General features: G+C 62.2%; 15 protein-coding genes and 4 pseudogenes. 8 read left to right on the top strand and 11 right to left on the bottom strand.

The genetic code is table 11. The features are described 5' to 3' along the window. Positions 1–91: 91 nt before the first annotated feature. The 3 genes and pseudogenes from G5V57_RS33360 (at position 92) to G5V57_RS33350 (ending at position 2,716) form a co-directional block, all read left to right on the top strand. Positions 92–1,177: a carbohydrate ABC transporter permease gene (locus G5V57_RS33360; RefSeq protein WP_165174380.1), complete on the top strand. Its 1,086-nt coding sequence runs from the start codon at positions 92–94 to the stop codon at positions 1,175–1,177. A gap of 1 nt (position 1,178) precedes the next feature. Then, complete coding sequence (locus tag G5V57_RS33355) at positions 1,179–2,057, top strand: carbohydrate ABC transporter permease (RefSeq protein ID WP_165173487.1); 879 nt, start codon at positions 1,179–1,181, stop codon at positions 2,055–2,057. Positions 2,058–2,136: 79 nt separating this feature from the next. Further along, positions 2,137–2,716: pseudogene (locus G5V57_RS33350) on the top strand (dienelactone hydrolase family protein). A gap of 5 nt (positions 2,717–2,721) precedes the next feature. Here G5V57_RS33350 and G5V57_RS33345 read toward each other — a convergent pair. From G5V57_RS33345 to G5V57_RS33335, 3 genes and pseudogenes are all read right to left on the bottom strand, one after another. Further along, positions 2,722–3,276, bottom strand: coding sequence for an AAA family ATPase (locus tag G5V57_RS33345; protein WP_165173485.1), 555 nt, complete (start codon positions 3,274–3,276; stop codon positions 2,722–2,724). A gap of 98 nt (positions 3,277–3,374) precedes the next feature. After that, a pseudogene (locus tag G5V57_RS33340) lies at positions 3,375–4,008 on the bottom strand (LysE family translocator). Between the two features lie 12 nt (positions 4,009–4,020). Then, entirely contained in the window at positions 4,021–5,004 is a 984-nt protein-coding gene (locus tag G5V57_RS33335) for an ABC transporter ATP-binding protein (RefSeq protein ID WP_165173483.1), read from the bottom strand. A gap of 126 nt (positions 5,005–5,130) precedes the next feature. On the opposite strand from G5V57_RS33335, the gene G5V57_RS33330 reads away from it, so the two are divergent. Beyond that, the gene (locus G5V57_RS33330) at positions 5,131–6,177 is read left to right on the top strand and encodes an IS5 family transposase (RefSeq protein WP_165167114.1); all 1,047 of its coding nucleotides are present in this window, start codon (positions 5,131–5,133) and stop codon (positions 6,175–6,177) included. Between the two features lie 373 nt (positions 6,178–6,550). Here G5V57_RS33330 and G5V57_RS33325 read toward each other — a convergent pair whose 3' ends face one another. The 5 genes from G5V57_RS33325 to G5V57_RS33305 are packed head-to-tail and all read right to left on the bottom strand — an operon-like array spanning position 6,551 to position 12,090. After that, positions 6,551–7,504, bottom strand: a complete 954-nt coding sequence (locus G5V57_RS33325) for an ABC transporter ATP-binding protein (RefSeq protein WP_165173481.1) — start codon at positions 7,502–7,504, stop codon at positions 6,551–6,553. After that, entirely contained in the window at positions 7,504–8,475 is a 972-nt protein-coding gene (locus tag G5V57_RS33320; RefSeq protein ID WP_165173479.1) for an ABC transporter permease, read from the bottom strand. The genes G5V57_RS33325 and G5V57_RS33320 overlap by 1 nt, the downstream gene beginning before the upstream one ends. Further along, positions 8,475–9,488 carry an ABC transporter permease gene (locus G5V57_RS33315; RefSeq protein ID WP_165173477.1) on the bottom strand — a complete coding sequence of 338 codons (1,014 nt, stop codon included), beginning with the start codon at positions 9,486–9,488 and terminating at the stop codon, positions 8,475–8,477. Before G5V57_RS33315 ends, G5V57_RS33320 begins: the two co-directional genes overlap by 1 nt. Before the next feature lie 18 nt (positions 9,489–9,506). Beyond that, complete coding sequence (locus tag G5V57_RS33310; protein ID WP_165173475.1) at positions 9,507–11,165, bottom strand: ABC transporter substrate-binding protein; 1,659 nt, start codon at positions 11,163–11,165, stop codon at positions 9,507–9,509. A 28-nt stretch (positions 11,166–11,193) separates the two neighbouring features. Beyond that, on the bottom strand, positions 11,194–12,090 hold the full coding sequence (locus tag G5V57_RS33305; RefSeq protein ID WP_165173473.1) for a proline iminopeptidase-family hydrolase: 897 nt from the start codon (positions 12,088–12,090) through the stop codon (positions 11,194–11,196). 165 nt (positions 12,091–12,255) lie between these two features. Between G5V57_RS33305 and G5V57_RS33300 the strand changes: the two genes are divergently transcribed. Next, positions 12,256–13,443, top strand: coding sequence for a fumarylacetoacetate hydrolase family protein (locus tag G5V57_RS33300; RefSeq protein WP_165173471.1), 1,188 nt, complete (start codon positions 12,256–12,258; stop codon positions 13,441–13,443). A gap of 6 nt (positions 13,444–13,449) precedes the next feature. Here the strand turns inward: G5V57_RS33300 and G5V57_RS33295 are convergent, their stop codons facing one another. Next, entirely contained in the window at positions 13,450–13,617 is a 168-nt protein-coding gene (locus tag G5V57_RS33295) for a hypothetical protein (RefSeq protein WP_165173469.1), read from the bottom strand. Between the two features lie 37 nt (positions 13,618–13,654). Here G5V57_RS33295 and G5V57_RS33290 point away from each other — a divergent pair, with 37 nt between their 5' ends. Together G5V57_RS33290 and G5V57_RS34705 are read left to right on the top strand one after the other, a co-directional pair. Further along, a complete protein-coding gene (locus tag G5V57_RS33290) occupies positions 13,655–14,872 on the top strand; it encodes an aspartate kinase (RefSeq protein ID WP_165173467.1) in 1,218 nt (405 codons plus the stop codon). Between the two features lie 65 nt (positions 14,873–14,937). Next, positions 14,938–15,229 (top strand): annotated as a pseudogene (locus tag G5V57_RS34705) (fumarylacetoacetate hydrolase); the annotation flags it as partial. A gap of 2 nt (positions 15,230–15,231) precedes the next feature. Here the strand turns inward: G5V57_RS34705 and G5V57_RS33280 are convergent. Further along, positions 15,232–18,213 carry a cyclic nucleotide-binding domain-containing protein gene (locus tag G5V57_RS33280; protein WP_165173463.1) on the bottom strand — a complete coding sequence of 994 codons (2,982 nt, stop codon included), beginning with the start codon at positions 18,211–18,213 and terminating at the stop codon, positions 15,232–15,234. 132 nt (positions 18,214–18,345) lie between these two features. On the opposite strand from G5V57_RS33280, the pseudogene G5V57_RS33275 reads away from it, so the two are divergent. Further along, a pseudogene (locus G5V57_RS33275) lies at positions 18,346–18,495 on the top strand (IS5/IS1182 family transposase); the annotation flags it as partial. On the opposite strand, the gene guaD reads toward G5V57_RS33275, so the two are convergent. Beyond that, on the bottom strand, positions 18,492–19,853 hold the full coding sequence (gene guaD / locus G5V57_RS33270; RefSeq protein ID WP_165173459.1) for a guanine deaminase: 1,362 nt from the start codon (positions 19,851–19,853) through the stop codon (positions 18,492–18,494). The pseudogene G5V57_RS33275 and the gene guaD overlap by 4 nt on opposite strands. Positions 19,854–19,885 lie beyond the last annotated feature (32 nt).

Raw genomic sequence — 19,885 nt, 5'->3', positions numbered from 1 at the left:
CTGGTGGCGCAGCCTGCGCCACCAGGATTCTCGTCTCTATCCGGATATCCTGACTCTCATGAACACCGCACTGCCTCAGACCGCCGGGAAGATGCATGAGCCGCTCGCGCGCGCCGCGGATACACCGCGAGCATCCTTGGGACGCGCTCTCGTGTGGATCGCCTCGCTCGCGCTTGCTTTCATCGCCCTCTGGCAGGCGCTTTATTCGGCGGGCGTCACAACGATGGGTTTCGAGAACTGGCGCCCGGTGCTCTATGCCTTTCTCCTGTGGACGGCAGCGGTCGGCGTCGCACAGGTACTCACGCGCGGCGAACGCGGCAAGCATGCTCTGTTTGTGCTGCCGGCCGTCGCCTTCACCGTGGCGATGGTGATCTTCCCGACCTTCTTCGGTCTCTATCTCGCCTTCACCAACTGGAATCTGAGCTCCGTCGCCGGGCCACAGTTCAACGGGCTCGATAATCTTCGCTCGCTTTTCGCCGATGCCTATTTCTGGAACGCGCTCCTCAACATGGTCTATTACGTGTTGTTCGTGCTGGTCCAGTATACGATCGCCTTCGGCCTGGCGCTGCTGCTCAATGCCGATATTAAGGCGCGCAAGTTCTTCCGGGTCGCCTTCCTGCTTCCCTTCATGCTGAGCCCGGTGGCGGTCAGCTGGATGATCGGCAAGTCGCTGATGGAATATCGCTTCGGCCCGGCGGCGACACTTGCGCGCCATCTCGGCTGGGAGAATCCGGCCTTCTTCACGACGCCCTGGATCGCGCGCCTGAGCATCGCCCTAATGGATGCCTGGGTGTGGATTCCCTTCATCATGATCCTGCTGCTCGCCGGACTTCAGGCGATGCCCAAGGAAATCACGGAAGCGGCCAAGGTGGACGGCGCCAGCCCCTGGCAGTCCTTCTGGCAGATCACTTTTCCGCTGATGCTGCCGGTGAGCGTCACCGCCATCGTGCTCAAGATCATCTTCCAGCTCAAGCTCGCCGACATCGTGATCAATGTGACGTCGGGCGGCCCGGGCGGGGCGACCGACACGGTGTCGAGCTTCATCTTCCGCGAATATCGCGACCGCTCCAATGTCGGTTACGGCACCATGCTGGCCGAATTCTATCTGGTGATCATAATCATCTTCGTGACCTTGCTGCTCAAATTCGCGAGCCGTTTCATGCAAAGGACGAACTGACATGAGCGACAGCGCGAGAATAACAACCCGCGTCCTGGTCTATGGAGCGCTCCTGATCTGGACCTTCATCTCGCTGTTCCCGATCTATTGGACGCTCACCACCTCGTTCAAGACAGCGGTCAATGTCACGCAGGGCCATCTCATCCCGTGGCACGACTTCACGCCCGACTGGCGCGGCTGGCGTTCGCTCGGCCTCTCCCCCGACACGATCGGCCAGATATCGACGGTGCGCGACGAGTTCCTCAAGCGCTTCGCCAACAGCATCATCGCCTCGCTCGGCGCCTCGGCGCTGGCGGTGATCATCGGGTCGCTCGCGGCATACGGGCTGAGCCGCTTCGACTACAAATTCGGCTGGATGCGCAACAAGGACATCTCCTTCTTCTTCCTGTCGCAACTGATCCTACCGCCCGTCGTGCTGGCGATGCCCTTCCTCGTCCTCTACAAGGAGCTGGCGCTGCTCGACAGCCGCATCGGCCTCATTCTCGTCTATACGCTGATGGTGCTGCCGATCGTGATCTGGATCATGCGCGACCAGTTCGACACGATTCCGATCGAGCTGGAGCAGGCCGCCCTCGTCGATGGCTGCTCGGTCTGGGGGGCGTTCCTGCGCATCGTGGTGCCGATCGCCCTTCCGGGCATGGTGGCGGCTTTCATCCTGTCCGTCATTCTGTGCTGGAACGAGTATTTCTTCGCCGCACTTCTCACCTCCACCAATGCCAAGACCCTGCCGGTGATGGTGGCGAGCCAGACCGGCTCGCAGGGCATCAACTGGTGGTCGATGGCGGCACTCTCGACCGCGGCGATTGCGCCGTTGGTGGTGATCGGCGTTTTCCTCGAACGCTATATCGTCAAGGGCCTCACCGCCGGGGCGGTCAAGTAGAGGGGCCGGTCTTCCCCGCGAGCGGGCTGCGCTTTAAAATCATCAAGGGGGCGTCTACGATCCGACCTGGAGACCTCCCATGGCCGAGGTTCTGTTGTTCCACCACGCGCTGGGACTGACCCCTGGTGTGCGCGCGTTTGCAAACGATCTCAGAGGCGCCGGTCACATCGTGCATACGCCGGACCTGTTCGAAGGGCGCCTGTTCCGGAGCATCGACGAAGGGCTCACTTATATCGGCGAGGTCGGGTTCGAAGACATGCGGGAGCGCGGCGTCCATGTCGCCGATGGGCTACCCGCTGGCCTCATCTATGCCGGGTTCTCGTTCGGCGTGCTGCCGGCGCAGAAGCTCGCCCAGACGCGGCCGCGCGCGCGGCGCTCTGTTTTTCTACTCTTGCCTGCCGATCACCGGCGAGTGGGCTGTCGGGCCCTGGCCTGACGGTGTGCCTGTCCAGATCCATGGCATGGACAGGGATCCGATCTTCGTCGGCGAGGGTGACATCGACAATGCCCGAGATATCGTGGCGAAGGCCGGTGACGCGGAACTCTTCCTGTATCCAGGTGACCAGCACTATTTCGCCGACAGCTCGCTCCCGTCCTATGACGCGGATGCGACCGCGGTGCTGATGAGACGCGTGCTCGGGTTCCTGGATCGCGTCTGACCCGCTCAGACAGGCAATCCTGCTCTTGCGAGCACGAAGCGGACGCGCTCATCGACGGAGGCGAGGGGCAGCAAAGCGAGCTCGAAGCCGAACTCTCGATAGGTGCCCATGAGCGCCTGGCAGGTGCGCCGGGCTTCCTCAGGCGATTGCTTGCGCTCGCTGTCGGTGGCGAAAATCTCCGCCCAGAAGGGCGCCACGAAGACAAGGCGGTTGTACCGGAATTGCGCCGCGGCCCGCATCATATGGGCGGGGACAGGCAGGCCCATGAGACGTAGATAGCCGATCATGTCGGGAACACCGCGGTCGAAGAAGACTGTCCCCGGCTGCGTTTCGGCTATGCGATAGGAGCGCATGTCCCAGACCAGCATGGCCTCGGCGAAGAGAGCAGGATCGCGCCAGGGCAATATCGGCCCGTCGATCGCCATCTGATCCTGGATGATGGCGCGACCCGCCTCGACGGTGTGGTGATGACCCCGCACCGCGAGCGCATCGAGGAGCGTAGTCTTTCCGGCTCCCGGGCCGCCGGTGATGATGAAAAAACGATCGCTGTCCTGCGACATGGTGAGTCCTTTCCAAAAGGGTCCGTGATCCCGACGAAAGTCGGGATCCATCAGGCTGGTGAAGTGCTGGAGGGTCCCGGCTTTCGCCAGGATGACGATCAGCGGCGGGCTTCGCTCGCCATCTTGACGGCGAGGCCGGCGAGGACCGTGCCCATCAGCCAGCGCTGGACGAGCAGAAAGGTCGGACGGCCCGACAGAAAGACAGCGATCGAGCCCGCCATTACGGCGATGATCGAATTGACTGTGACGCTGACGGCAATCTGGGTCGTCCCGAGAACGACGGACTGCAGCAGAACGCTGCCGTGCTCAGGATCGATGAATTGCGGCAGCAGCGAGAGATAGAGGACCGCGATCTTGGGGTTAAGCAGATTGGTGAGGAAGCCCATCAGGAAGAGCTTGCGCGGGCTGTCCTTGGGGAGCGTCTTCACCGCGAAGGGTGAGCCGCCATTCGGTCTTACCGCCTGCCAGGCGAGATAAAGCAGATAGAGCGCGCCGCCGAAACGCAGGGCGTCATAGGCATAGGGGATGGCGATGACGATGGCGGTGATGCCGAAAGCTGCGCACAGCATGTAGACCACGAAGCCCAAAGCCACGCCGCCGAGCGAGATGAGGCCGGCCAGGCGCCCCCTGCGAGATCGAGCGCGAGACGAGATAGATTATGTTCGGCCCGGGGGTGAGCACCATGCCGAGCGCGATCAGCGCGAAAGCGAGATGGGTGGAAAACTCAGGCATGGGGGGGATGGTTCAGGCCGTGAGGGGATAATGGCAGGCGACACTACGCGTTCCGCCGTGAGCTGTCAAAACCGGGCGTTCCTGCCGGCATCTGTCGGTAGCGTAGGGGCAACGCGGATGGAAGCGGCAACCTTGCGGCGGGTTAATCGGGCTCGGGACGTCGCCGGTGAGCACGATGCGCTTGCGCTCGCCGGCCTTTCTGAGGTCGGGCTGCGGCACCGCCGAGATCAGGGCCTGGGTATAGGGGTGGCTGGGCTTGGCGAAGATGTCACCGGCGCTGCCGAACTCGACGATCGAGCCCAGATACATGACCGCGATGCGGGTCGAGACCTGGCGCACCACGCTCAGATCATGGGCGATGAAGACATAGGTAAGGCTCAGGCGCTCCTGGAGATCGGCGAGCAGATTGACGATCTGCGCCTGGACCGAAACGTCGAGGGCGGAGACCGGCTCGTCCGCGACGATGAGGCTGGGCTCGAGCGCGATGGCCCGCGCGATACCGATGCGCTGGCGTTGGCCGCCGGAGAATTCGTGCGGAAAGCGGTCCATGTGGTCAGGGGAAAGCCCGACGACATCCAGGAGGTTGCGCACCCGGTCGCGGATCTCGGCTTCACTGAAGCGCATATGCACGCGCAAGGGCTCGGCGATAAGGTCGCGTACACGACGGCGCGGATTGAGCGAGGCATACGGATCCTGGAAGACCATCTGCATGCGCCGCCGCAAGGGGCGCATCTGATGCAGGGTCTTATTGGTGATGTCGATGCCTTCGAAATAGAGTTCGCCGCCGGTGACGTCATAAAGGCGCGTCATGCAGCGCCCGAGGGTCGATTTGCCACAGCCCGATTCGCCGACAAGGCCGACCGTCTCGCCCGGCAGGATCTCGAGCGACACATTGTCGACCGCATGCACGGTACGCAGGCCCTGCGCCGTGAAGCGATTGCCGATGACGAACTGCTTCGTCAGGTTGCGGGTCTCGAGGAGGGGGGCGACGGTCATGGTCGCAGCCTCGACCTTATTGGACCGGACTCCGAATGTGCAGCTTTTTCCCTTCTCCCGCAAGCGAGACCTTTGCAGAAGTGGGGCATCTGTGATTCTCTGGGGAGAGGAACAGGGGGTCGACGCATGCCGACACGCGTGACTGGTCAGTTTAGCCTGGCTGATGCTCTGGCGAAGCAGCCGAGCCGCTCGGGCGAGACACTTGATCGGGTGCAGAGCCTGATCGATTGGGGCCAGATCGACACCTTGCTCGCGCCGATGCGCGGCTCGCCCTATGGCGCGCCCGGCTACCCGCCACTGCTGATGCTGAAGGCTCTTTTGCTGCAGCAATGGTATTCGCTGTCGGATCCAGGCCTTGAGGAAGCGCTGATCGATAGATTGTCGTTCCGCCGCTTTGTCGGCTTGGCTTTGGGTGAAGACACGCCGGATCACTCGACGATCAGCCGGTTTCGCACGGAGCTGGCGACGAGGGGCCTGAGCGAGGCGGTGTTTGAAGTTGTGAACCTTCAGATTGATGCCAAGGGACTGCTGCTGCGCCAGGGCACGATCATCGATGCGACGCTGGTCGAAGCCCATGTGAAGCGGCCCGAGAAGCCGAAGGAAGACAAGACACCGGCGCCGGCACCCGCCAGCGATCAAGCCCCGCAGCAGGACAAGGCCGGGCCCAAAGGCGAACGGCCGGCAAGCAAACTCATCCTCAGCCCGACCGATCCTGAGGCGAGCTGGGCCAAGAAGGGCCACAAGCGCTACTTTGGCTACAAAGGCCATGTGGCGGTCGACCTGGGCTCGGGCATCATCCGTCGCTGTGTTCTCACCACCGCCTCGGTGGCTGATACGACTATGGGTGATGCGCTGATCATGGGCGATGAGCGGGCGCTCTACGCCGACAAGGGCTATGACACCAAGGCACGCCGCGCGGCCCTCAAGGCTGCCGGGGCCAATGATCGCATTGCTCACCGTCCCAACAGGCACCATCCGCTGAGCAAGCGCCAAGTTCAACGCAACAAGGGCATCTCGCGTCGTCGTAGCGCTGTCGAGCGGGTCTTCGCCATTGCCAAGCGTCTGATGGGATGGCGGCGGGTGCGCTACATCGGGCTTGTGAGGAACGCTGGTCACTTCGCGATGCTGTGTACCGCGATCAATCTCAAGCGCCTGGCGGTGCTCAGTGCATGACCCCGGCAACCAAAATACCTCATACGGGGCATCTCCCGCCGGGCATTGCAAGTTCCCACCGCCCAATCGGGCGCGCGAAAAAACTCCATTCCCCTCTCCAGCCGCAATCCGACCACTTCCGCAAAGGTCTCGCTTGCGGGGCGAGGTGCGACGGCGAAGTCGACAAAAAGGTCCTGTGGACCTTTTTGAGCACCGAGCGCCGGAGCGCAAGCGAAGGCCGGGCTAGGTGCCCGAAGGGTGGATGAGGGTGTTGGTGTGTTCAAGCGAAGACCGGACTCGTTCTTCCCCGCCGGAGCCACACCCTCACCCGGCCTTCGGCCACCCTCTCCCGCAGGGCGCGAGAGGGGGAAACCTGGGAGCAAAGGGGCCGCGGTCATGACGCGGCCTTCAGGAAGCAGGCGGCGGCATGGGCGCCGCCTTCCAGCGCCGGCTTCTCGGCACATCTGTCGAAGCGCGAGGGACAACGTGGCGCGAAGGAGCATCCTTTCGGCAGGTCGAACAAGGAGGGCGGCGAGCCGGGAATGGATCTGAGACGGTGAGGCTTCTCGCCTTCGAGGGGCGGAATGGAATCGAGCAGCGCCTTGGTATAGGGATGACGGGGGCTGAGCAGGATTTCCGCCTTGGTGCCGCGCTCGACGACGCGGCCCGAATACATGACCATCACCCGGTCGGCCATTTCGGCGATGACGCCCATATCATGGGTGATGAACACAACCGCCGATTTGTGGTTTTTCCTGAGCTTGCGGATGAGGTCGAGGATCTGCGCCTGCACCGTCACGTCAAGCGCGGTCGTCGGCTCGTCGGCGATGAGGAGGGCGGGATTGCAGGACAGCGCCATGGCGATGACGGCGCGCTGGCGCATGCCGCCCGAGAGCTGATGCGGGTAGCGCTCGATCGCCTCGCGCGGGTTGGGGATGTTCACTTCCGCCAGCAGGTCGATGGCGCGGGCGAGTGCCGCCCGCTTGCCGATCCGCTCATGCACTATGATCTGCTCGGCGATCTGCCAGCCGATCGTATAGACCGGGGTCATGGCGGTCATCGGGTCCTGGAAGATCATGGCGATCTCCCGGCCGCGCAATTTGCGCATTTCGCTTGGCTTGAGGCCAATGAGCTCGCGACCGCGCAGTTTGATCGAGCCTTCGATCACGGCATTGGGATCGTTGATGAGGCCCATGACGGCCAGCAGCGAGATCGTCTTGCCGGAGCCTGATTCACCGACCACGCCCAATATCTCGCTCTCGGCCACGTCGAAGGAAACGCCGTCTATGGTCCGCACCTTGCCATGTTCGGTGCGAAAGGAGATCTTCAGGTCGCGTACTTCGAGCATCAGGCCGACCTCACGCGCGGGTCGAGCAGTATATAAACGACGTCGACCAGCGCATTGGCGAGGACGACGAAGAAGGACGCGTAGATGACGGTGGTCATGATGACCGGCAGGTCGAGATTCTGCAGCGCGTCATAAGTGAGCTTGCCGACCCCCTGCAGGCCGAAGACGACTTCGGTGAGCAAAGCAGCGCCGCCGACAAGGGCGCCGAAATCGAGGCCGAACAAGGTGACGAAGCTGATGAGCGAGGTGCGCAGCGCATGGCGTAGCATGATGCGTGTCTCGGACAAGCCCTTGGCGCGGGCGGTGCGGATATAATCCTCCTGCATCGCCTCGATGAGATTGGCCCTGAGAACGCGGCCATAGAGGCCGATATAGAGGATCGACAGGGTGATCCACGGAATGACGAGAGTGAGGAACCAGCCCTTGGGATCCTCGCTCAAGGGCTTGTAGCCGAGCGGCGGCACCCAGGAGAACGCCCAGGTGTCATGATAGCGGCTCTGGGTGATCAGGTTCATCACCTCGCCCAGCCAGAAGACCGGCATGGCGCAGCCGATCAATCCCAAGGCCATCAGCAGCTTGTCGATCCAGCTGCCACGCGTCGCGGCCGCGATCAGACCGACCAGCAGGCCGAAGACGACCCACAGGACAGCCGCCCCGATCACCAGCGACAGCGTCACCGGTATGGTGTCGATCACCGCCGGCACCACCTTCCAGCCGCGATTGACGAAGGAGGTGAGGTCCTGAGTGACGAAGAGCTTCTTCATCATGGTGTAATACTGGACCCAGACCGGCTGATCGAAGCCAAAGCTCTTGCGCACCGCCTCGAGCGTTTCGGGCGACGCATTGCGCCCGGCGATGCGCGCGGCGGGATCGGCGCCGGGCGTCACGAAGAAGATCAGGAAGACCAGCACGCTGATGCCGAACATCACGAAGAGCATCTGGCCGAAGCGGCGGAGGAGGGCGAGCAGCATCAGTCGCCTCCGATCCTGATTTTGGAGCGCGGATCGAGCGCGTCGCGCAAACCGTCGCCCAGCACATTGAGGACGAGCACCGTCAAGGCGATGGCGAGACCCGGCGCCAGCGCCACCCAGGGCCTGGTATAGAGCAGGCCCTGGCCGTCCTGGATGATGGTGCCCCAGCTTGCATCGGGCGGCTGGACGCCGATCGACAGGAAGGAGAGCGCCGACTCGGTCAGCATGTTGATGGCGAGCATCAGGGGCACGAAGACGATCAGCGTCGTCGAGACATTGGGCAGGATGTCGCGCAGAAGAATGCGGTGCTCAGGAACGCCGAGGCCGATGGCCGCGAGCACGAATTCGCTGCGCCGGAGCGCCAGGACCTGGCCGCGGATGGGGCGCGCGATATAGGGGATATAGATGATGCCGATGATGAAGATCGGCAGCCAGAGGCTTCCCGCCTCGAGCATGATGATGCCGAGATCGATGCCATGGGCGATGAGCACGATCGAGAGCGAGATGGCCAGCAGATAGACCGGAAAGGCCCACAGCACGTCGAGGATGCGCGACAGGATGGTGTCGGTGGCGCCGCCGAAGTAACCGGCGGTGAGGCCGATGATCGTCGCGAGCAGGATGGTTATGACCGTCGAGGCGCCGGCGATGAGGAGCGAGTTGCGCCCGCCATAGAGCAGCCGCGCCATGACATCGCGGCCCTGATTGTCGGCACCGAGAAAATAGTTGCCGAGCTCCCAGGTTGGGCCGATGGGCGTGTAGCCGAGCCCCAGACCCTCGGTCGACTGCTCCATCACCGGCACCTGCTGGCCGTTGATCTCGACGGTTGCGTCGAGGGTGGAGCGGAACGGATCGGTGTTGGCGAAGGACGCATAGGCCGGCGCCAGCAGCGAGACGACGACGATAAGGAGGAAGACCGCGAGACAGACCATGGCGGCCTTGTCGCGGGAGAGCCTGCGAAGAGCCGTGGCCCAGGGGCCACGGCTTACACGGAGTGACGCAACCGCGTCGGACATCAGGCTGGTGTCCCGAAGTTACTGAACCCAGGACTGGGTCACCATCCAGTAATACTGCGAGTTGAACTGGAAGTTGCCGACGCGCTTGGAGACGAAATCGAGATGCTTGGGCGTGAACAGGGCCGCGGCGGGCGCCTTGTCGGTGATCGCCTTATCGATCTCGGTCCACATCTTGTCGGCGGACGCCTGGTCGGTGACGCCCAGAGCGAGCGCCGCCTTCATCTTGTCATTGATCTCCTTGTCGCAGAAGCCGGAGATATTGACCGATGAATCGGATCCTTCGCGGAAGCTCTCGCAACCGAACAAGATGTAGAGGAAGTCCGAAGCGGCCGGATAGTCCTGATACCACTGCGTGATCGACATCTGCACCTTGTTGTTGGTGTTCTGGATGTAGGTGAACTGGATATTGGTGGAGATCGGCTTGACCTCGGCCTGATAACCGAGCTCGGTCAGCATGCTCTGCAGATAGACGCCGACCGCCTTGGAGATCGCCTTATCCTCGGCAATGATCGTCACCTTCTGGCCCTTGGTGCCGGATTCCTCGACGAGCTGCTTGGCCTTCTCCATGTCCGGCGCCGACCATTTGGCACCCGGGTCCTTGGTGAAGGGGCAATAGGGCTCATGCCCAGGGAAGCCCGGGGGCAGGACCTGGCAGACCGGGGCTGCGAGCACATTGCCGCCGAAGATCTTGACAAGTGCGCTGCGGTCGATCGCGTAGGATACGGCCTGGCGCGCTTTCTCATTGTCGAACGGTGCCAGCCTCGTATTCATCGGCAGATACCACCAGGCGGTGAGCGGCGTCACATGCACCTGGTCCTTGTTCTTGGTGCCGATCTCGGCCAGACGGTCGGAGGGGATCTCGTCGAATGTCCAGTCGGCCTCGCCATTCTGGATGGCGGTCACAGCGGCTTCCTCGCTCAGGCCGAAATCATACTGGACCTTGTCGGGATAACCGTCGGGCTGGGCCTCTTCGCTCCAGACCTTGAAATGCGGATTGCGCTCCATGACCAGTGCCTTGTTGGGGTCATAGGAGGTGAACATGTAGGGGCCGGTGCCGGGGATGGGCACGGAGCCCGCATCCTGGGTCGGCGCGTCGGCGGGAAGGATCACCGCATGCGGCAGTGCCAGCTTGTAGAAGATTTCGGCGTCGGGCTGGGTGAGATTGAGGGTGATGGTGCTGTTCGCCTCGTCGGCAACGATGCCGCCTTCGAGCGTGCATTTGGCCGGCTCGGCCAGGCATTTGTCGGCGCCGACGATGCCGGCGAAGAAGGAGCCGGAAGTCGGGCTCGACACTTTGTAGATGCGCTGGAACGACGCGACGACGTCCTTCACGCCGAGCTCGCGGCCATCCGAGAATTTGATGCCCTTGCGCAGCTTGAACACATAGGTCTTGCCGTCATTCTCGGGCTTCGGAATTTCCTCGGCGAGGTCGGCGACGACGTTGAAACCATCGGCACCCGCCGCCTTCTTGAAGGTGACGAGGCCGTCATAGGTCGGCTGGTAGAGCTGCCAATACTGCAGGGTATAGTTGATGTGCGGATCGAGCGATCCGCCGGCGGAACGGGACAGGAGCCGCATTGTGCCGCCCCGGTGCTCCGCCTTGTATTCGGCGAAACTGGGGGCGCTCAAGGCACTAAGGATCAGGGCCGCGGCACCTGCCAGCAACCATTTCTTCATTGGACGTCTCCCTAATTTATCGTTGTTTCTAGTCGTTCTCGTCGAGGAATGAAGCGACGGTCTTCATGCACTTTTCGGTTTCTTCGACATGCGGAAGGTGGCTCGATCTCTCGAAGATCACCCAGCGCGCGCCTTTGATATTGTCGGCGAAAGGCTGCACGACGGCCGGCGTCGCTTCGTCATAGCGGCCGGAAATCACAATGGTAGGCACGTTGATGGCATGCACCTTGTCGATGACGCTCCAGGTCCTGAGGCTTCCGATAACGAAAAACTCATTGGGACCGTTCATCGTATTGTAGACCGTCGGATTGCGCCCGATCTGGTCGAAGGAGCGCTTCACTTCCGGCGGGAAAGGCACGACGCGGCAGACATGGCGTTCATAGAAGGCCTGGGCCGCATCGAGATATTCGGGATCGGCCAATGTGCCGGCCTTCTCATGCCGGTCGAGCGCGGCACGGATCTTCTCCGGCATCTCGGCGCGCAGCCGGTTCGCTTCGGAAACCCACAGCTCCATGGAGGCCGGTGAATTGGCAATGGTGAGCGACTTCAAGCCTTTGGGCCGGGTGATTCCGAATTCGGCGCCGAGCATGCCGCCCCAGGACTGGCCCAGTACATGATAGGCGGACCGCAGCCCGAGGAAATCGATGAGGCTGTTCAGTTCCTCGACGAAAAGCTGCGGCGTCCAGAAGTCGACGCCCTTGTCGGGGAGCAGGGTGGACTTGCCGCAGCCGAGCTGATCATAGTGGATGACCTGACGGCCGTTCCGGGCAAGCAATTTATAGCTGTCGAGATAGTCGTGGGCAGCACCCGGGCCGCCGTGCAAGAGCACCACTGGCGGCTTTTTCGACTGAGGATCCCCCGTTACGCGGTACCATGTAACATAATCACGGAAGGGCGCGTAGCCTTCCTTGGAATATATGCGCATGCAAACTTCGTCTCCAAAGAGGGCACGACGCTATAGCGGATTCTGGCAAGTGGCAATGGCGAAGAGATGCAATTTCATAAACTTCCAACATTGTTCCATTTGCCTGACAAATATGCACAATAGGGGCAAGAGCTTTGTCCAATCTAAACGCGCAAATACGATCACATGACCCTTTCCCTGAACGATCATTTGACATCTGAAACAGTCCTGCCGGCCGATCATGCACAAGCGGCGCTCGCCGGACGTATCTGGCGGCCCGACGCAGCGGGGCCTTCCGTCGTGGCCATCAGAGGCGACAAGGTCGTCGATATCAGCGCAGCCTTCCCGACCATGCGTGATCTCTGCGAAGCCGCCGATCCGGCCAAGGCGCTGCGCCTGGCCAAGGGCGAATCCGTCGGCAAGCTCGCCGACATCCTCGCCAATACCGCGCCCGACACGCGCGATGCGGCGCGGCCGTGGCTCCTCGCGCCGGTCGATCTCCAGGCGGTGAAGGCGGCGGGCGTGACCTTCGCCATCTCGATGCTCGAGCGCGTGATCGAGGAACGCGCGCGCGGCGACTACACTGCCGCGGCCGAGATCCGCAAGAGCGTGAAGGAACTGGTCGGCGACGATCTGAAGAAGCTCAAGCCCGGCTCGCCGCAGGCGATGCGGCTCAAGGAGACGCTCATCGCGCAAGGCGCCTGGAGCCAGTATCTCGAAGTGGGCATCGGCCCGGATGCCGAGGTCTTCACCAAGGCGCAGGTCATGTCCTCCGTCGGGCCAGGTGCCGATGGCGGGCTGCATGCGATGTCGACCTGGAACAATCCGGAGCCAGAAGTGGTGCTCGCCGTCTCCTCGGCGGGCAAGATCGTCGCCGCCACGCTCGGCAATGACATCAATCTGCGCGACGTCGAGGGCCGCTCGGCGCTGCTGCTTTCCAAGGCGAAGGACAACAATGCCTCATGCGCGGTCGGCCCGTTCCTGCGCTTCTTCGATGAAAGCTTCAGCCTTGACGATGTGCGCCAGGCAACCGTCACGCTCGAGGTCAAGGGGCCGGAGGGCTTCACCCTCAAGGGCTCGTCATCGATCGCCATGATCAGCCGCGATCCCGCCGACATCGTCGGCCAGACGATCGGCAAGCATCATCAGTATCCGGACGGTTTCGTGCTGTTCCTCGGCACGATGTTCGCGCCTGTCGAGGACCGCGACACGAAGGGCAAGGGCTTCACTCACAAGGAAGGCGATATCGTCACCATCGCCACACCCAGGCTCGGCAGTCTCACCAACCGCATGCGGCGCAGCCATGAATGCCCGCCCTGGACATTCGGGGTAAGCCACCTGATGCGCAACCTGGCGAAGCGTGGTCTGATCTGAACTAGACTAGCGCGCATCACGGCGAAGTGGACTCACTTCGCCGAAAAGGATTCGCGCGGGATCAATATTTTGGAGCGCACCCGGATCGGCAAATGCATCCCGCGCTACGATGTCGGCATAGAAACGCGTGTATTCCAATTTATTCGTTGTTCGATTTTCGTTCTTCGTTTTCATTCTTCGTTTTTCGTTTCAATGCGTTAGGCTGATGGCCATGGCCATCGTTGTCCAGAAGTACGGCGGAAGCAGCGTCGCTGACTTGCAGAAATTGCGCCTCGTCGCCGAGCGTGTCGTGCGCACGAAGAAAGCGGGGCACGACGTCGTCGTGGTGGTGTCGGCGATGGGCGATACGACCGACGAGCTGCTCGGCATGGCCAAGCAGATTTCCGCGGCCCCCGATCGTCGCGAACTCGACATGCTGCTGACCGCGGGCGAGCGCATCTCTATGGCGCTGCTCTCGATGGCCATCCGTGAACTGGGTGGCAACGCCATCAGCTTTACGGGCAGCCAGTCGGGCATCATCACCAACGATCGGCACATTGACGCGCGCATCATCGAAGTGAGGCCGTATCGCGTCCAGGACGAGCTGGCACGCGGCAAGATCGTCGTCGTCGCGGGTTTTCAGGGCGTGTCGTACCGGAGAGAGGTGACGACGCTCGGCCGGGGCGGCAGCGATACGACCGCGGTCGCGATGGCCGCCGCGCTCGACGCGGAATATTGCGAGATCTGCTCGGACGTCGACGGCGTCTACTCCGCCGACCCTCGGGTCGTACCGGAGGCACGGCGCATCGGCACGCTCTCCTACGAGGAAACGCAGGAGATGGCCGAGTCGGGAGCGAAGGTCCTGAACGCCCAGGCCGTCGAATTCGCCAAGGAGCGAGGCATCGCGATATACGCCCGCGCGACGAGCGGTCCCTTGCCGGGCGCCGATCCGTCCGCCGATGGCACCGTTGTCCGAAAGAATCCGCCTCGGATGCCGGGCACCGTTGTCGGCGTCGCGAGCGAGCGAGACGTGCTCGTGGTCGAATCTGATGCAGGCGCCGAGAGTCTGCTCACCGCCCTCGACGAGCATCACGTGGCTGGAAAGCAGCTGCACGTGCCCACCAATACCGCCCACGCCGCGCTGGTCGTGTCGCGCGAGAACCTCCACGACGCCGAGGGCGTGCAACGGGCCATGCACGCACGCTTCGGCGATCGCGTCACGTTCATCAGCGGCCTCGGCGCGGTGAGCGCGATCGGCGCCGGCATCAACGCCACCTACGCGAACGTGCGTGCGGGGTTGTCGGTGCTGCGCCGTGCAGAAATCCCGCACAGCGGGATTTCAACCTCGTCGTTCCGCATCACGTGGATGGTGCCCGACGCTGACGTCGCCCGAGCCTCGCGCGCGCTCCACGCGCACTTCATTGAATCTGGAGCGCCACGCGTTCCTTGATCCGTGTAGGTTTTCTGGCAGGCGAGTTGGCCACGGTCTCCGCGCCAATAGACTCCACCTCTACGCTCAAGGGCTCGTCGTCGATCGCCATAATCGGCCGTGATCCCGCCGGCATCGTCGGCCAGACGATCGGCAAGCATCATCAGTATTCGGACGGTTTCGTGCTGTTCCTATGCACGATGTTTGCGCCCGTCGAGGAGCGCGACACGAGGGCAACGGCTTCACTCACAAGGAAGGCGATATCGTCACCATCGCCACGCCTGGGCTCGGCAGCCTCACCAACCGCATGCGGCGCAGCCGTGAACGCCCGCCGTGAGCCATCTGATGCGCAACCTCGCGAAGCGCGGACTGATCTGAACCTAGCGCGTAGTTTGCTCGCTCGCTTGCAATGCGTCATTTCCTTTGTTCGCGGCTCGCAGCCGACTGCCGAACAGGCGACAGATTTGCACCAATATGCCCGGCTGCTGTCTAGTCAGGTCTTCGAAATGCGATCGCTCAAGCACGAGGCAAGTGACGTTCCCGATTGCGATTACGTCGGCAGTGCGGATGCCATCGCCGAACAAAGCCATCTCGCCAAAGGCAGCTCCCGGATTCAACCGCGCAAACTCAACGAACCGCGAAGCCGCGGTGCTGCCCACCTTTGCGTTACCCTCGAGAAGCACGAAAAGCTGCTCACCCTGGTCTCCCTCTTTCATGATTGTCTCGCCGTCGCGGAATTTGACGCTCGTCAAAACCAGGTGGATCGCATAGAGATCATCAAGCGAGCAACTCTCGAAGACCGGAACTTTTCGCAAGAACAGCAAACGGTCGAGCAGGCCCAGTTCGTCGGACGACATGTGGGTTCCCTCCGATTCTGCCAGAGTGGCTGCACGCCGCATCCATGGAGACGGAGAAGTCTTCATCTGAGCGACAATCGATGTGAGGGGCAACTGCTTTGTGGGCCCTATTGTGGCTTCATCGAGCAGCGGCAGAAGCGGCGTCACCAATTTGCGCTCGTCGAAGGCTGAAATTGCCTCGGTCGCGCGCGCGCGCATGCGCCCATCACTCGCGTCCATGAATCGGCGGATGTATCGCACAGTCTCGTCGTGGCCCAGGGCCGCGAGTGTCTGCAGCACCTCCTCGACCGCCTGATGATCGGCTTCGGCCATGGCGAGTCGGGCAATTTCGATCCAAGTTGTGCTTTCTCGCGGCAACCACTTGCGCAACATCCGGTAAGCCGCGATCCGCGGAAAGGCACGGCTTTGGAGGTAATCAAACAAGACCTCCGTCGCGCCCTCTCGGCCCAGGCAGTCAATGGCCGCCAGTCGCGTTGGAGCACTTTCGTCAGATAATTTTTCACTTAGAACCGCGACGACCCCCGCTTGTCCATTAAGCGCCGCGATTGCAGACTGGCGAACCTGGGCATCACGATCCGAAAGCCCTTCAGCGAGTTTTCCGACCGGCCATTGTCCGAGTGCCGCCAGTCGGTATCCAATCGCTCTGCGGCTGGCGAACTTCGACTCAATGGCTGCCTCTATGAGTACATCAGGAAGACCAAGGCCGCTCGCACTCGCTATTGGAACATCCGCAATCGCCCGGATCGCCGCGTCTTCCAGCCCGGGATGGGTCCGCGCGATCGCTATGAGCACTGGGACGGCTGCCATATCGTGCCGCGCCGCGAGGACCGGGAGCAGAGCCTCTGCGACTTCCTGGGACGCGCTCGCCAGGTCTGAAAGCCTCTGCACACTTTCCGGCGAATGCCTGCTTTCTCCCGCCAGCGCCAGCGCGGCGGAAATCGGCGAGGCCTCGAGATCGGCCGGCAGATCACGGCCGACCGCGGTGAGATATTGGGCAATCCGCATGCGAAGCGGCGCATCGGCCTCGGGCCAGAGCGCAAGCAGCGTTTCGGCATGTCGATCACCCGCCCGCGCCAGCACAGTGACTGCTTGATCGCCGGCAGTCATCAAGCGCCTGACCAACGCATCGCGAAAAGGAGCGATGTTGGCATTGGCGACAATGCGCAACGCAAAGTCGGCGGTGGTCGGGTCGTCGCTTCTCAGCATTGCATCAAGCGCGGTCTGCTGCCGAAGCGCGACCTTGGGCGCTTCGTTCGCCATGAAGCTCGCTCGGGCGAGATCAACCGTGCCTTCCTTCAGGATGCCGATCAGGCCGCTCATATATCGCCGTCCCAGCGCCCAGCCGACGGAAACGAATACGGCGCTGAGGAGGATACCGAGAACGCCAACGCCGAAGAAACCCGTCTGCGCGTCGACCAGCAGGATGACCAGTCCAGAGGCGGCGAGCGCGATTGGATAGATAAGGCTATCGTTGAAAACCCGGATTTGACCCACGAAACGCGCCGGAACGGCATTGTAGTTGACCGCCATCACCGGCGCGTCGACATTGTTCGAGAAGCCGTCATAGACAACATGTGCGAACATCGCGACCACCAGAACCGGACTGGCCAGCATGACGATGAAACTGATCGCCAGCGAGACGGGAAAGAACAAGTTCATCCGGGCAACGCCAAGCCGACGCATCAACGGGCCGGTTAACCCCAATCCGATCAACACCGCGGCAAGATTGAGTGCGCCACTCATGAGACCGAAGAACGAAGCCAGCGCCTGCTCGTCTGGAAACTCCTTGGCGTAGATGCCGAAAACCATGTACTCGCTCACACACTGCGTGGCTATGTTGAGGAACACGGCCACCGACAACAGCGCGGCGATGCCCACTCTGCGAAGGATGCGACCGATGCCCAGCAGGCTGTCGCGAACCGAGCCTTCGCCCATTGCGGCCCACTCGCCGGCGGGCCGCCAGCGCCGCGCCAGCCACACAAGATGAGCGAAGCAGCCCATCAGCATGAAAGGCATGCCGAACAGCAACCAGAAAAGGATGATGCGATCCGCCAGCACTCCCGCGAGAAGGCCGCCCACCATGGCGCCCGCAGATAGTGAAACTGTCACGCGCGTCGAATAGCGAGTCATCTCACGCGCCGTCAGATAGTCGGTCAGCATCACCATGTAGAGACTGAACAGAAGCTGTTCCAACATGCTGATGCCGACATAGAGCGCGTAGACCGCAATCACTCCCCCCTGGTAGCTGATAGCGATCAGCAGCGCGGTCGCAAGCGCCATGACGAGCAGATAGCGCTGTAGCAAGGCGGCACGGCTGCCCCGGTCTATGAACCGAGAATAGATCGCCCAAGCCGGTATCGAAACCAGTGCGAAAACAATGTAATAAGTCGCAATTCCTTGCCCCCCTTGGGACGATAGGAACTGCGCAGCTGCCAGTGACGAACCAAATGTGTTGGCCGTGGCGATCAAAAATCCGCTGAGGACAAGGTGACCAATACGCGTCATGGGAACGGCGGATAGGAGTGCCCGTCCGCTAGCTCCCGAGACTGATACCATCCCTACCTCCAGCCTGGCTTGAATGCCCCCAAGCGAATGCAAGATCATAACACGATCTCGGCATCGACGGATGAACCTTCGTATTTTTATCGAGATCGCAACTTGAGTGAGCGGCTCTTCAATAAGATAAAGGACTGTCGCCGTGGGGCAACGCACTATGATAAGTTCGCGGCCAACGAACTCGCATTTGTCCAGCTTGGATCTATACGCCTACGGCTGCGCGTTAATTAGCTCAACCGGTGAACGAGGCGGCCTTCCACCCAGACCGAGGTGATGTTGGGCCGCCCGGCATTGCACAGGATCTTCTCAAAGATGTCGGGCGGGCCGTCATTGTCGGCGCGCGCGATGTTCGAGTGAGGGGCGTTGATATCGACCACCATCGCATCGAAGCGCAAGCCCTTGCGGAAGAGACCGATGGGGAGGTCGAGGGCCTCGCCGCCGCCGGCGGTGGCAAGCCAAAAGGCCTCGCTGGGCGTGATGCGTGCTGGTGCAGCACCACGCTTCGCCGCCGCGATCCGTCCGTCGACGCCATCATGAAGTGCGCGAGCGGCTGTCATTGCATGGCGGCAGTTGTCGAGGATCGAGGGGCTATGGCCGCCCGATATGTCGGTGCCGAGGCCGACATGGAGACCCTGATCGAGCACGCGGCGCAAGGGCAAGACGGCATTGGCGAAGTAGAAGTTTGAAAGAGGACAGTGGGCGATCCCAGACCCCTTGGCCTGGAGCAGATCGAAGTCGCTCCCGCCCATGAGATTGGCATGGGCGAGGATGCTCCGGCGCGTGAGCAGCCCGAATTCGGCGAGCATCTCGGTGTCGCTCCGGCCGAAGCGCTCTAGCACATAGCCATGCGCCCAGTCGCTTTCCGAGCAATGGGTCTGCATGTGGCACGCTTCCACCGACAGGAGTTCGCCCAGTCCCGCCAGCAGACGGTCGCTGCAGCTTGGAATGAAGCGCGGTGTGACGGCAGGCCTGACCAGCGCTTTCTCGTTGCCGGGAAGTGCCCGCAAGCGATGGATGAATTGCCGGGTGAGGTCGATGCCCTCATCGGGTGAGGCATCGCGATAATAATCGGGGCATTGCCGCTCGTCGTCCATGGCGACGCGCCCGACCACGGCGCGCTGGCCCTTGCCGAGGCAGGTCTCGGCGAGGACCAGGCTCCCTTCCAGATGGCGGGTGGCGAAATAGACCGCCGTCGTCGTGCCATTGGCGAGGAGGGTGCCGACGAGACTGTCATAGGCTGTGGCCGCGAATTTCCGCTCGGCATAGCGGGCCTCGAGCGGGAAGGTGTATTTCTGCAGCCAGTCCGCCAGCGGGGCGTCGAGCGCCTTGCCGAGCTGCGGGAATTGTGGGGCATGGATATGCAGGTCAACGAAGCCGGGCAGGAGATACTGGCCTTCAGCCAGAACGTGCAGATCACCGGAGCGGGCCGTGGCCGATTTTCTCTCCTGATAGTGCGGATGATCGGACTCTACGATCTCGGCGATACCGCCGTCGGCGCTGATTTCGATCAGCGCATCAGCCAATATCTCCACTTCGCCCCGGCGCGGTGCATGAAAGGCCGTGCCGCAAATGCTGAAAGGCGTATTCATTCAGGACTCCGTGGACAATCGATACTGCTTCA

It is taken from the genome of Nordella sp. HKS 07, from assembly GCF_011046735.1.
Classification (GTDB): Bacteria; Pseudomonadota; Alphaproteobacteria; order Rhizobiales; family Aestuariivirgaceae; genus Taklimakanibacter.
The sequence above is the reverse complement of the archived record's forward strand: the minus strand, read 5'-3'. Positions and strand labels throughout refer to the sequence as shown.